Here is a 13375-nt window from a genome sequence, read left to right as displayed (position 1 = left end):
GACCACCGGGTGCAGGAAACGTAACCGCTGACGTATCACCGCGCAAGCATTTGCTTGGTGCGCCAAGGGCCTTGGCGCGCTCCGCAAATGTCCAGTTTCCTTCGATAGCCGCGGGTCTGCTGAGCCTTCGATGCTCACCCGAATCGGTCCGGCGTGGCCCCGAAAACGGGGCATTCTTCTGTGTTGTACTCGACTGGCGAGTCCTATTGCTACTCGATTGCTGTTGATTGATACCGGCTTCCACGACGGCGGCATCGCCCGGTGCGCCGAGGGAAAGGGATGGGTCACACATGGTGATGAGCCGACCGGACACCGGTCCCGGCGAAACGGGAGAACTGCTGCTGCGCTCGGCGCGCTGGTTCCGCCCGGGCACACCGTCGGCGGATCTGCACAGCGAACAGATCGAGGGCGGGCGCGACGGCGATGTGTTCTACCGCGACCGGTGGAGCCACGACAAGATCGTCTACTCCACCCACGGTGTGAACTGCACCGGCTCCTGCCGCTGGAAGGTCTACGTCAAGGACGGCATCATCACCTGGGAGACCCAGGCCACCGACTATCCCTCGGTCGGCCCGGACCGTCCCGAGTACGAACCGCGCGGCTGCCCACGCGGCGCCTCGTTCTCCTGGTACACCTACTCGCCGACCCGGGTCCGCTACCCGTATGTCCGCGGCGTCCTGCTGGAGCTCTATCGCGAAGCCCGTAAACGCCTGGGTGATCCGGTCCTGGCCTGGGCCGACATTCAGGCCGATCCGGAACGCCGGCGGCGCTATCAGCAAGCCCGTGGCAAGGGCGGTCTGGTACGCGCCACCTGGGACGAGGCCATCGAAATCGCCGCCGCCGCACACGTGCACGCGATCAAGAACTACGGGCCGGACCGGGTCGCCGGGTTTTCGCCGATCCCCGCGATGTCGATGGTCTCGCATGCTTCCGGGGCCCGGTTCATGGGCTTGATCGGCGCGCCCATGCTGTCGTTCTACGACTGGTATGCCGACTTGCCGGTCGCCTCTCCGCAAGTGTTCGGCGACCAGACCGACGTGCCCGAGTCCGGCGACTGGTGGGACGCGGCCTACCTGATCATGTGGGGTTCCAACGTCCCGGTGACCCGCACGCCCGACGCGCACTGGATGGCCGAGGCGCGCTACCGCGGCCAGAAGGTCGTGGTCGTCGCCCCCGACTACGCGGACAACGCGAAGTTCGCCGACGAGTGGCTGCATCCGCACCCGGGCACCGACGGCGCACTGGCCATGGCGATGGGCCACGTCGTGCTCAAGGAATGCTTCGTGGACCGCGAGGTCCCGTTCTTCGGCGACTACGTGCGGCAGTTCACCGACCTGCCGTTCCTGGTGACGCTGGTCGAACGGGACGGCGCCTACGTGCCGGACAAGTTCGTGCGCGCCGCCGATCTCGGTGATACCGAGGAGGGCGCGCAGTGGAAGACGGTGCTGCTGGACGAGGCCAGCGGCGCGCCCGTGGTGCCGAACGGCTCGATGGGCTTCCGGTGGACCGAATCCGGCGCGGGCCGGTGGAATCTGGATCTGGTCCGGGTCCGCCCGGTGCTGTCGCTGCACGGGCGCGGCAGCGGTGTCGAGGTGCTGCTGCCCCGGTTCGACACCGAGGGCGGCGCGCACGGGCAGGGCCGGGGCGCGACGATCCGGCGCGGCGTCCCGGCGCAACGGCTCGGCGCGGACGGACCGCTGGTGACCACGGTCTTCGACCTGCTGCTGGCCCAGTACGGCGTGGCCCGCGCGGAATTGCCCGGCCAGTGGCCGAGCGGATACGACGACCCCGAGACGCCCGGCACGCCCGCCTGGGCCGAGCAGATCACCTCGGTGCCGGCGGCCCGCGCCATCAAGATCGCGCGCGAATTCGCCGGTGTCGCAGAGGAATCCAAGGGCCGCTGCATGATTCTCATGGGCGCGGGCACCAATCACTGGTTCCACTCCGAAACGATCTACCGCGCCTTCCTATCGCTGCTGTTGCTGACCGGCTGCCAGGGCCGCAACGGCGGCGGGTGGGCACACTACGTCGGACAGGAGAAGTGCCGCCCGGTGACCGGCTGGGCCACGCTGGCCTCGGCCAATGACTGGTCCCGGCCGCCGCGTCAAATGATCGGCACCGCTTGGTTTTTCGCCAACACCGATCAGTGGCGTTACGACCACTTCACCGCCGACGTGCTGTCCTCGCCGCTGGGTACGGGCCGGTTCGCGGGCATGACCGGCGCGGATGTGCTGGCCCAGTCCGCGCGCATGGGCTGGATGCCCTCCTACCCGACGTTCAACCGCAACCCCCTGGATCTGGCCGATGCGGCGGAAGCGGCGGGCATGCCCCCCGCCGACTACGTCGTCGACGAACTACGCAGCGGGCGACTGCGTTTCGCCAACGAGGATCCCGACGCACCGGAGAACTGGCCGCGGGTGCTCACGCTGTGGCGCTCGAACCTGCTCGGCTCCTCGGCCAAGGGCGCGGAGTACTTCAGTAAGCATCTGCTCGGCACGCACTCCTCGTTGCGCGCCGAGCCCGCGCCGCCGGAGGCGCGGCCCCGGGATGTGGTGTGGCACGAGGAAGCTCCCGAGGGCAAGCTCGATCTGCTGCTGACCCTGGACTTCCGCATGACCTCCTCGACCATGCTCTCCGACGTGGTGCTGCCCGCCGCGACCTGGTACGAGAAGCACGATCTGTCCTCCACCGACATGCACCCCTACGTGCACTCCTTCGCCCCGGCGGTGGATCCGCCGTGGCAGGCGCGCACCGACTTCGACGCCTTCTACGAGCTGGCCTCCCGGTTGAGCGAACTGGCGGTGGGGCACCTCGGTACCCGCCGCGACGTGGTGGCGACCGCGTTGCAGCACGACACCGTCGCCGAGACCGCGCAACCCGGCGGCGTGGCGCTGGATTGGCGGGCGGGCGAATGCGAGCCGATCCCGGGCCAGACCATGCCCGCGCTCGCGGTGGTGGAGCGCGACTACACCGCCATCGCGACGAAGTTCGCCTCGCTGGGTCCGCTGGCCGACAAGCTCGGCCTGCCGGCCAAGGGCATCATGCTGCGGCCGGACGCGGAGATCGATTACCTGCGCGGCATCAACGGCGTGGTGGCCTCGGGCATCGCCGCCGGTCGTCCGGCGCTCGACACCGCCGTCAAGGCCGCCAATACGATCCTGGCGCTGTCCGGAACGACCAACGGGCGCTTGGCGGTTCAAGGCTTCGAGACGCTGGAGGGGCGCACCGGCCAGCACATGGCGCACCTGGCCGCCGAGAAGGAGGGGGTGCTGATCACCTACGCCGACACCCAGGCCGCGCCGGTCCCGGTTATCACGTCGCCGGAATGGTCCGGCAGCGAGTCCGGCGGGCGGCGCTACGCGCCGTTCACGCTGAACACCGAGCATCTCAAGCCGTTCCACACCCTCACCGGGCGGCAGCACTTCTTCCTCGACCACGACTGGATGCACGAGCTGGGGGAGGCGCTGCCGGTCTACCGCCCGCCGCTGGACATGCGGCGGCTCTTCGGCGAACCCGCGCTCGGGCCCGACGGTCAGAACGAGGTGACGGTGCGCTACCTGACGCCGCACAACAAGTGGTCGATCCACTCGGAGTACCAGGACAACCTGTTCATGCTGTCGCTTTCCCGTGGCGGACAGGGGATCTGGATGTCGGTGGAAGACGCCGAGTCCATCGGGGTCGCCGACAACGACTGGATCGAGGCGGTGAACCGCAACGGCGTCGTGGTGGCCCGCGCCATCGTGTCACCGCGCATGCCGCGCGGCACGGTGTACATGCACCACGCGCAGGAACGCACCATCAACGTGCCCAAGTCCGAAACCGACGGCCGCCGTGGCGGTTTCCACAATTCGCTGACCCGGGTGCTGCTCAAACCCAGCCACCTGATCGGCGGCTACGCCCAATTGTCCTGGGCATTCAACTATTTCGGTCCGACCGGCAACCAGCGTGACGAGATCACCGTGATCCGCCGCCGCTCCCAGGAGGTGCAGTACTGATGCGCGTCATGGCTCAGCTCGCGATGGTGATGAATCTCGACAAGTGCATCGGCTGCCATACCTGCTCGGTGACCTGCAAACAGACCTGGACCAACCGCACCGGCATGGAATACGTGTGGTTCAACAATGTGGAAACCCGTCCCGGGCAGGGCTATCCGCGCAGGTACGAGGATCAGGAGCAGTGGAAGGGCGGCTGGACGCTGAACCGGCGCGGCAAGCTGAAACTCAAGCAGGGTTCGCGCGCCTGGAAGCTGGCCAGCATCTTCGCCAATCCGGTGCTGCCCACGCTGCGCGACTACTACGAGCCCTGGACCTACGACTACAGCAACCTCACCGACGCGCCCCTGGGGGACGACTACCCGGTCGCCCCGCCGCGCTCGCTGGTCACCGGTAAACCGATGGCGGTGGAGTGGTCGTCGAACTGGGACGACAACCTCGGCGGTGCGGCCGAGCACGGCCCCGAGGACCCGAACGTGGTGAAGATGCGCGCGGAGGTGGGCGAGAAGATCCGCTTCAGCTTCGAAGAGAGCTTCATGTTCTATCTGCCGCGGATCTGCGAGCACTGCCTCAATCCGGCCTGTGTGGCGGCCTGCCCGTCGGGCGCGATCTACAAGCGCGCCGAGGACGGCATCGTGCTGGTCGATCAGGATCAGTGCCGGGGCTGGCGGCAATGCGTGACGGGCTGCCCCTACAAGAAGATCTACTTCAACCACCAGACCGGCAAAGCCGAGAAGTGCACGTTCTGCTACCCGCGCGTCGAGGTCGGCCTGCCCACGGTGTGCTCGGAGACCTGCGTCGGGCGGCTGCGCTACCTCGGCGTCATGCTCTACGACGCCGACAAGGTGACCGCCGCCGCGGCCACCAAGGACGAGAAGCAGCTCTACCGTGCGCAATTGGAGTGCTTCCTCGATCCCGAGGACCCGGAGGTGCGCCGGGCCGCCGAGCGCGACGGCATCTCCCGGGAATGGCTGGACGCGGCGCGCCGTTCGCCGGTGCACGCGCTGATCAGCAAGTACCGGGTGGCGCTCCCGCTGCATCCGGAGTTCCGCACCATGCCGATGGTCTGGTACATCCCGCCGCTGTCCCCGGTGGTGGACGCGGTGTCCGACAGCGGCTTCGACGGCGAGGACGCCGGCAACCTGTTCGGCGCGATCGACGCCCTGCGCATCCCGCTGCAATATCTGGCCGAGCTGTTCACCGCCGGTGACACCGGTCCGGTGCGCGCCAGCCTGAATCGCCTGGCGGCCATGCGCTCTCATATGGCCGACATCAACCTCGGCCGCACCGTCTCCGAGGACAAGGCCGCCGCCGTCGACATGACCGCCGCCGAGATCGAGCAGATGTTCCACCTGCTCGCGATCGCGAAATACGAAGACCGCTACGTGATTCCGACTGCCGCCATGGCCGAGGCGCACAGTCTGGAGGAGTCGGCGGTGAACAGCGGTTGCAGCCTGGACACCGAGGGCGGACCCGGCATGGCCGAGGACGGCGCCTTCGGCGGCGGGTCCGGACGCAAGTCACTGCCCCTGGTCACCGTCGAGAGTTTCCACGCCATGCGAAAACAGCAGACCGCGGACACCCCCGAGGAGACCTTTCAGTGACCCGGATCGACGACGAGGTCGCGATCATCTACCGGGTGGCCGCGGCCTGTCTGGCCTACCCGGATGCCGAATTCCACGCGGACATACCGCGATTCGATGCCGCGCTGGCGCGGTTACGGCACGCCACTGCTCCGATCCTGCGTGAATTCCTCAGCACCACCGCGGAATTGAGCCCCGACCAACGCACAGCCGCGTACGTGGAGACCTTCGACTTCACCAACCGGCACAGCCTGTATCTGACCTGGTGGAGTGACGGTGACACGCGCAACCGGGGTGCGGCGCTGGTCCGGTTCAAGGACCGCTACCGCGCCCATGGCTTCGATTTCGACGACGGCGAACTGCCCGACTTCCTGCCCGCCGTCCTCGAATTCAGCGCCCTGGCCCGGACCGGCGCCGTGCTGCTCGAGCATCGCCCGGCCTTGGAACTGCTGCGCATCGCACTGGGGGACAAGGGCAACGACTATGCCGCCGTCCTGACCGCCGTGTGCGCGACGCTTCCCGGTTCCTCCCCCAAGGACCGCGCCGCGGCGCGCGCGATGGCGCGCCTCGGACCGCCGCGCGAGACGGTCGGCCTCGAGCCGTACGGCCACCTCGGAATGCTTCCCCTGCTGACTGGAGACCCTCGATGAGCATCTTCCTGTGGGGTGCGCTGCCGTACCTCGTCATCGGCCTGCTCGCCACCGGCCTGGCCTGGCGCTACCGCTACGACAAGTTCGGCTGGACCACCCGCTCCTCGGAACTGTACGAATCGCGGCTGCTGAACATCGCCTCGCCGATGTTCCACTACGGCATCCTGTTCGTGTTCCTCGGGCACATCATGGGCCTGTTCATTCCGGCCTCGTGGACCGACGCCGTGCATTTCGACGAGCACGCCTACCACCTGATGTCGCTGTTCGCGGGCACCGCGGCGGGTGTGCTGGCGATCGTCGGCATCGGCATGCTGGTCTATCGCCGCCGCACCAATGCCGCTGTCTTCCATGCCACCACGCGCAACGACAAGGTCATGTACGTGGTGCTGGTGGGTGCGATCTTTACCGGCCTGTTCGCCAAGCTGACCAACTCCAACATCCACGACGGGTACAACTACCGGGACACGATCGCGCCGTGGGCCCGCAGCATCTTCACGCTGCGCCCCGAGGTCGACCTGATGGCCGGCGCGCCGGTCGCCTTTCAGGTGCACGCGGTGATCGGCATGGCACTGTTCGCCCTGCTGCCCTTCACCCGGCTGGTCCACATCTTCAGTGCGCCGGTGCAATACCTGTTCCGGCCCTACATCGTCTATCGCTCCCGCGATCCCCGCCGGCTCAGCGAGCGCGCGCCGCGGCGCGGCTGGGAACGAATCGACTCCGGGCGGTGACCGGCGGCCCCGAGCTCCGGCGGCCGCATCCGGACGCCAATGCCGAACCCGGAGCCATCGGGCCCAACGTCGTCTTCGTCGCCGCGGCGGCGGCCATGGGCGGCTTCCTCTTCGGCTACGACTCCTCGGTCATCAACGGCGCGGTCACCGGCATCCAGTCCGATTTCGGCGTCTCCTCGGCGACCATGGGATTCATCGTGGCCTCCGCGCTGCCGGGCGCGGCCGCGGGCGCGCTGAGCGCGGGCTGGCTGGCCGACCGCTGGGGCCGGACGCGCGTGATGCAGCTCAGCGCGCTGTTGTTCGCGCTGAGCGGTGTGGGCAGCATGTTCGCCTTCGGGGACACCGATCTGACGGTGTGGCGTTTCGTCGGTGGCATCGCCATCGGCGCGGCCTCGGTGGTGGCCCCGGCCTACATCGCCGAGGTCGCGCCGCCGGCTTACCGCGGGCGGCTGGCCTCGTTCCAGCAGCTGGCGATCGTGCTGGGCATCGCGCTGTCCGCGCTGGTCAACTACCTGATCAATATGGCGGCGGGCGGGTCGAACGACGCTGAGCTGCACGGGCTTTCGGCGTGGCGGTGGATGCTGGGCGCGGAAGTGGTGCCCGCGCTGGTCTACGGGGCCATGGCGTTCCTGATCCCGGAATCGCCGCGCTATCTGATCGCCAACGGGCAGGAGGACAAGGCCCGCAAGGTGCTCGCGGACGTGGAGAACGACGACCCGGCGCACTTGGATCAGCGGGTGCGGGAAATCCGCGACGCGATGGCCGGTGAAGTCCGCTCGGGGCCGAAGGATCTGCTCAGCCACAGCCGGGGCCTGCTGCTGCCCATCGTGTGGATCGGTATCGGCGTGTCCGCGCTCCAGCAGTTCGTGGGCATCAACGTGATCTTCTACTACTCGTCGCTGCTGTGGCAGCAGGTCGGCATCGACACCTCGAATTCGCTGCTGGTTTCGATGATTTCGTCGGTGATCAACATCGTCGGCACCGTAATCGCGATGGCGCTGGTCGACCGGGTCGGCCGAAAACCGTTGCTGCTGATCGGTTCCGCCGGCATGGCGGTGACGCTGGGCTTGTGCGCGTGGATGTTCTCCTACGTCGGTGGCACGCAGGACCATCCGTCCATGCCGAAGGTGCCCGGGACGATCGCGCTGGTCTCGGCCAACCTCTACGTGCTCTTCTACGCGCTGTCCTGGGGCGTGGTGGTGTGGGTGCTGCTCGGCGAGATGTTCCCCAATCGGATTCGCGCCATCGCACTCTCGGTGGCCGCGAGCGCGCAATGGCTGGCCAACTGGCTGATCACCGTCTCGTTCCCGTCGCTGTCGGACTGGAGCCTGAGCGGCGCGTACGGGCTGTACGCACTCGCGGCGATCGTCTCCATTCCGTTCGTGCGTCATCTGGTGCGCGAAACCAAGGGGCGCACCCTGGAATCCATGGGTTGACCGGACTCACTTTGCGCCGGACAGCTCCCGGGTGATTTCGCCGAAGTCCTTGCCTTTGGTCTCGATCACCCTGCGCTGCACGAAGATCAGACCGAGCACGCAGATGACGGCGAACAGCCAGAAGGTCTCGCCCTGTCCCAGCCCCGAGACCAGGCTCAGGAATACCTGGCTGACAACGAAATTCGCGATCCAGTTCGATGTCGCGCCCACCGCCGCGCCGGAACCCCGTTCGGCGGGCGGGAAGATCTCGGCCAGCAGCAGCCAGAACACCGGGCCCATGCCGATCGCGAAGAAGGCGATGAAGGTCAGCAGGCAGAGCAGGGCGATGACGTGCGCGGCCGGGAAGTCCCAGACGAAGGTCGCGCCCAGAATCGCCAGCGCCACCGCCATTCCGGACAGCGAGGTGAGCAGCAGCGGACGACGGCCCCACCGGTCGATGAGCCGGATCGACACCAGTGTCATGATCACGTTCAGCACGCCGATCGCCAGTGAGTAGAGGATGGCGTTGGAGGTGTTCAGGCCGGTGTTCTTCATGATGGTCGGCGCGTAGTAGATGACGGCGTTGATGCCGACGAACTGTTGCAGCACCGCCAGCACCAGCGCGATGATCAACGCCGGGCGCACGCTGCGATCGGTCAGTCCGCGTAGCCCGGCCGAGGGCGGGGCCTCCTGCCGAGCCTTGGTCAGCTGGGCCAGTTGCGTGTCGGCGGTGCCGGGGCCGGAAATCTCGGCGAGCACCTGCCGCGCCCGGTCCGGCCGCTGGTGGCCCTCCAGCCACACCGGGGTTTCCCGCAGGAGCGAAATACCCAGCAGCAGAGCGACACTGGGTACCAGGCCGAGGCCGAACATCCAGCGCCAGGCGCCGTTGTGCGCGAAAGCCAGGTTCACCGCGTAGGCGACCATGATGCCCAGGGTGAGCATCAGCTGATTGAGTGAGACCACCCGCCCGCGCAGCCGCGACGGGGCGATCTCGGAGAGGTAGAGCGGCACGATCACCGAGCTGAGGCCGATGCCCAGACCCTGCACGATGCGCGCGACCAGCAGCACTCCGAAATCCGAGGCGACCACCGCGAGCAGGCCGCCGCCGGTGTAGAGCACCGCCGCCAGCAGCAGCGCCTTGCGCCTGCCGAATCGGTCCCCGATCTGACCGGCGCCGAGCCCGCCGACGGCCGCGCCGAGCAGCAGCACCGAGACCACCGCGCCCTGCTGCACCGTGCCCAGGCGTAGTTCCTCCTTGATGAACAGCTGGGCTCCGGCGACCACCGCGCTGTAGTAGCCGAATAGGAAACTGGCCAGCGTGGCGATCGCTGACCACACCCAAATGCGTTGCGAGGCAGGCGCGGCCGCCGTCACGGTCATAGCTGAACCGCGACCTTGATGTCGTTGTGCCCTGGGGTGAAGGCGTCGGCCGCCTGCGCCAGGGGGATCTGGCGGGTGATCAGGCCGGCCAGCCACTCCTTGTCGGCGGCGGCCAGGGCTTCGGCCGCCTGGTGGTAGTGCCGTTTGTTGGCGTTGACCGACCCGAAGATCAGGTCGTTCTCCAGCACGATGTTGCGGTTCGCCGCACCGGCGTCGAAAGTGACCTGCCGGCCGACCGGGGAAACGCCGGTGAGACAGACGATTCCGGCCGACGCGTTGTGCGTCATGGCGTCCACGGCGACCTGTGCCGAACCGGTCGCCTCCACGACGATGTCGGGTTTGATCTTGTCGGCCACCGTCGGCAGCGGATCGCTGTGATATGTCGCGCCAAGGGCCCGAGCCATCTTCGGCTGGATCCCCTCGTCACCCAGCGCGAGCACGTGCACGTCGAGTCCGCGCTGTTTGCCGAGCATCGCGGCAAGCAGGCCGATCGGCCCGGCCCCGGTGACCAGCACCCGCCGATGCTCGTACCAGGCCCGATTGCTGACGCGCTCGATCTGTTCCCAGGCCTTGGCGACCACCGTGGTCGGTTCCATCAGCACGCCTAGATGCCCGAGTGAGGGGTCCAGCTTCACCGCATAGTCGGACTCGACGGTCCACAGCTCCGAGGCATAGCCGTCTATTTGCTTGATCCCGCGTTCGGTGTACTGGCCGTTGCGGCACATGTCGAACTCGCCGTGCGCGCAGGCTCCGCACGGCACCGGATCGGGGCGGCGCACGATGCCCACCACCAGGTCGCCCGCGGCGAATCCGCTGCCCTCCGGTGCGCTCGATACCTTGCCGAGCGACTCGTGCCCGATCACCAGGCGTTCGTGCCCGGCTGGAGCCCAGCCGTAGTCACCTGCGGCGATCTCGCGGTCGGTGCCGCAGACGCCGAAGGCGATGCCCTGGACGAGCAGTTCGCCGGGTCCCGCGACCGGATCGGTTACGTCGGTGACTTCCAGTGAACCGGCCTGCTCGGGGATGACAGTGAGCGCACGCATGAGACCCCTCGATTCCTCGCGGCGGCCGCGCGACCGACGCCGTTCGGTGCCACGAATCCAGGTTTGCTGTGTGAAAGCTGTCATCCATTCTTTACCCGTAGGCGCGCGGGTTGTCTAGGCTTGTGGTCGTCTTGTATGCGATTTGCTATTCCGTTGCGGATTCTGAGGAGAGTCATGGCAAGCGAAGCTGTCCGGCCATGCGTCGCTGTCGTGATGGGCGTCTCGGGATCGGGGAAGACCACCGTGGCGAACATCCTGGCCGCCGACCTGGGCTGGCCGATGCTCGAGGGCGACGACCTGCACCCGGCCGCCAACATCGCGAAAATGGCGTCGGGGCATCCGCTCACCGACGCCGACCGGTGGCCCTGGCTGGAATCGATCGGGCAGTGGATCTCCGGCCGCGTCGAGACCGGCGGATCGGCCGTCGTCACCTGCTCCGCCCTGAAGCGCTCCTACCGAGACGTCTTGCGGCAAGCCATGATCGGGCATCCCGAGGCGCTGCTGCTGTTCGTGTACCTGCGCGGGACCCCCGAGGAACTGCACCGGCGACTCGTGGCCCGCCGCGACCACTACATGCACGCGTCCATGCTCGAGTCCCAGCTCGCCACGCTCGAAGACCCCACGGGTGAACCCGACGTCCGCACCATCGACGTCGGCCACTCCCCGAAGGAGGTCGCGGCCGCCGCGTTGGCCGCGATCGAAGCCGCCAACGCCGAATAATCGGGTAGCCGGTTATTCGCTTCCCTGCTACCGTCGCTGTCGTGCCACAGCAGCTCTTGTTCCACTGATCGGACTCTCCGAACGGCCCGCCCCTCGGCACTGACGAGGCCCGGGCAGTTCGACGTACTCATGGCCGGATCCGGCCCTCGACGAGTTTCGATGTGCGTTCCCCTGCCTCTTCGCCGGGGCAGGAGTGCGCCTCCGTTCGGAGGAACAATGACTGTCTCTATTTCCCTGCCCGCCCGCTCCCGGGCCCAGCTCACCGCATCCGGTATCCACAGCGTGCGCGGCGGCCGGGCCGTCCTGTCCGGTGTCGACCTGACCGTCTCGCCGCAATCGCGCTGGGGGATCGTCGGAGAGAACGGGCGCGGCAAATCCACCCTGCTGCACATTCTCGCCGGTGCTCTGGTCCCCGATGCGGGGACCGTCCAGCGCATCGGCTCCCTCGGCGTCGCCGAGCAGGAGATGCGCGTCACCGGTGAACGCACCGTCGGCGACGTGATCGATCTCGAACTCGCGGACGCCCGGGCCGCGCTGCGCGCACTCGACGACGGCGCCGCCGCGCTGGCGGCGGAACGTCCGGGGGCCGCGGCCGCCTATGCCGAAGCGCTCGACGCCGCGGAGGTGCTGAACGCCTGGGATGCCGACCGCCGCGTGGACTTGGCGCTGGAACACCTCGGCGCGGTCACCGACCGGTCCCGGCGGCTGACCGAGCTGTCGGTCGGCCAGCGTTACCGCGTGCGGCTGGCCTGCCTGCTCGGCGCCGAGCACGACTTCCTGCTGCTGGACGAGCCCACCAACCATCTCGACCTGGCCGGACTCGAGTTCCTCACCGATCGGCTGCGCGGCTACCCGGGTGGCGTGGTGCTGGTCAGCCACGACCGGGCACTGCTCTCGGCGGTCGCGACGACGATGCTCGACCTCGACCCGAGCCGGGACGGCGAACCGCGGGTCTACGGCGGCGGATTCGCCGGCTATCAGGACGGCCGCCGCGCCGAACGGGAACGCTGGGCGGCGGAATACGAAGAGCAGCAAGGCGAGCACGCGCGCCTGACCCGCGACCTGTCCGCCGCACAGAATCGACTGACGAGCGGCTGGCGGCCGGACAAGGGGCACGGCAAGCACGAGCGCGCCACCCGCGCGCCGGCCCTGGTGCGGTCGGTGCACCGCCGCCGCGACGAACTGGACCGGCACGCCCTCACGATGCCGCCGCCGCCGCAACGTTTCCAGATGCCGGAACTCCCTGCCCAGCCCGGCAAGATCCTGCTGCGGGCCGAAGCGGTGCGGGTGGCGGGACGGTTGGACGAGCCGGTCGACGTGACCCTGGAATCGGGTGCGCGGCTGGTCGTCACCGGTGTGAACGGTGCGGGCAAGTCGACGCTGCTGGCGGCTCTCGCCGGTCGCCTCGAACCCACCGGCGGCACGGTTCAGGCGGCGCGCACCGCGCGGGTGCGGTTGCTCGGTCAGGAATCGCCGCGAGCCGGTAACCGCCGCGCCCGCGAGGTGTTCGACGACCACCTGAATCAGCTTGTCCGGGAAGGATTCAGCGACGGGGCGGTCTCGCTGGCCGCGCTCGGCCTACTCCCGCCGGGGGCCGTCGACAAACCCCTGCGGGACCTGTCCATGGGTCAGCAGCGCCGGCTCGACCTGGCCATCGCCTTGGCGGCCCGCCCGCACGTGCTGCTCCTCGACGAGCCGACGAACCATCTGTCGATAGCCCTCGTCGACGAGCTCACCGAGGCGCTGCACGCCACCGCGGCCGCTGTGGTGATCGCCACCCACGACCGGCAACTGCGCCGCGATGTCGCCGCCTGGCCGCACCTGATGCTGAGCTGACGGAATCAACGCCGCCCGCAAGCGTTGA

At 68.3% G+C, this 13375-nt stretch carries 9 protein-coding genes; 7 read left to right on the top strand and 2 right to left on the bottom strand.

Annotated features, from left to right (window positions below; translation table 11 throughout):
• Positions 1-296 precede the first annotated feature (296 nt).
• The 5 genes from AB0M14_RS08595 to AB0M14_RS08575 are packed head-to-tail and all read left to right on the top strand — an operon-like array spanning position 297 to position 8389.
• A complete protein-coding gene (locus AB0M14_RS08595) occupies positions 297-3995 on the top strand; it encodes a nitrate reductase subunit alpha (RefSeq protein ID WP_364991420.1) in 3699 nt (1232 codons plus the stop codon).
• Positions 3995-5596: a nitrate reductase subunit beta gene (gene narH, locus AB0M14_RS08590; protein ID WP_364990581.1), complete on the top strand. Its 1602-nt coding sequence runs from the start codon at positions 3995-3997 to the stop codon at positions 5594-5596. The genes AB0M14_RS08595 and narH overlap by 1 nt, the downstream gene beginning before the upstream one ends.
• Positions 5593-6225 (top strand): nitrate reductase molybdenum cofactor assembly chaperone, encoded by a 633-nt coding sequence (gene narJ, locus AB0M14_RS08585; protein ID WP_364990578.1) that lies wholly within the window; start codon positions 5593-5595, stop codon positions 6223-6225. Before narH ends, narJ begins: the two co-directional genes overlap by 4 nt.
• Positions 6222-6953: a respiratory nitrate reductase subunit gamma gene (gene narI / locus AB0M14_RS08580; protein WP_364990575.1), complete on the top strand. Its 732-nt coding sequence runs from the start codon at positions 6222-6224 to the stop codon at positions 6951-6953. Before narJ ends, narI begins: the two co-directional genes overlap by 4 nt.
• Positions 6950-8389 carry a sugar porter family MFS transporter gene (locus AB0M14_RS08575; RefSeq protein WP_364990572.1) on the top strand — a complete coding sequence of 480 codons (1440 nt, stop codon included), beginning with the start codon at positions 6950-6952 and terminating at the stop codon, positions 8387-8389. Before narI ends, AB0M14_RS08575 begins: the two co-directional genes overlap by 4 nt.
• A 6-nt stretch (positions 8390-8395) precedes the next feature.
• On the opposite strand, the gene AB0M14_RS08570 is transcribed toward AB0M14_RS08575, so the two are convergent.
• Positions 8396-9748, bottom strand: coding sequence for a sugar porter family MFS transporter (locus tag AB0M14_RS08570; RefSeq protein ID WP_364990569.1), 1353 nt, complete (start codon positions 9746-9748; stop codon positions 8396-8398).
• Positions 9745-10791: a glucose 1-dehydrogenase gene (locus AB0M14_RS08565; RefSeq protein WP_364990566.1), complete on the bottom strand. Its 1047-nt coding sequence runs from the start codon at positions 10789-10791 to the stop codon at positions 9745-9747. The genes AB0M14_RS08570 and AB0M14_RS08565 overlap by 4 nt, the downstream gene beginning before the upstream one ends.
• 174 nt (positions 10792-10965) lie before the next feature.
• Here AB0M14_RS08565 and AB0M14_RS08560 point away from each other — a divergent pair, with 174 nt between their 5' ends.
• Together AB0M14_RS08560 and AB0M14_RS08555 are read left to right on the top strand one after the other, a co-directional pair.
• The gene (locus AB0M14_RS08560) at positions 10966-11511 is read left to right on the top strand and encodes a gluconokinase (RefSeq protein ID WP_364990563.1); all 546 of its coding nucleotides are present in this window, start codon (positions 10966-10968) and stop codon (positions 11509-11511) included.
• Positions 11512-11727: 216 nt separating this feature from the next.
• Positions 11728-13347: an ATP-binding cassette domain-containing protein gene (locus AB0M14_RS08555; protein WP_364990560.1), complete on the top strand. Its 1620-nt coding sequence runs from the start codon at positions 11728-11730 to the stop codon at positions 13345-13347.
• Positions 13348-13375 lie beyond the last annotated feature (28 nt).

It is taken from the genome of Nocardia sp. NPDC051832 (assembly GCF_040681285.1).
GTDB lineage: Bacteria > Actinomycetota > Actinomycetes > Mycobacteriales > Mycobacteriaceae > Nocardia.
Note: the sequence above shows the minus strand (reverse complement) of the source record. Positions and strands in the feature narration are given on the sequence as shown.

Coding starts and splice junctions, on each gene's coding strand:
- AB0M14_RS08595 (WP_364991420.1), top strand. CDS start 297: ATGAGCCGACCGGACACCGGTCCCGGCGAAACGGGAGAACTGCTGCTG.
- narH (WP_364990581.1), top strand. CDS start 3,995: ATGCGCGTCATGGCTCAGCTCGCGATGGTGATGAATCTCGACAAGTGC.
- narI (WP_364990575.1), top strand. CDS start 6,222: ATGAGCATCTTCCTGTGGGGTGCGCTGCCGTACCTCGTCATCGGCCTG.
- AB0M14_RS08570 (WP_364990569.1), bottom strand. CDS start 9,748: ATGACCGTGACGGCGGCCGCGCCTGCCTCGCAACGCATTTGGGTGTGG.
- AB0M14_RS08565 (WP_364990566.1), bottom strand. CDS start 10,791: ATGCGTGCGCTCACTGTCATCCCCGAGCAGGCCGGTTCACTGGAAGTC.
- AB0M14_RS08560 (WP_364990563.1), top strand. CDS start 10,966: ATGGCAAGCGAAGCTGTCCGGCCATGCGTCGCTGTCGTGATGGGCGTC.
- AB0M14_RS08555 (WP_364990560.1), top strand. CDS start 11,728: ATGACTGTCTCTATTTCCCTGCCCGCCCGCTCCCGGGCCCAGCTCACC.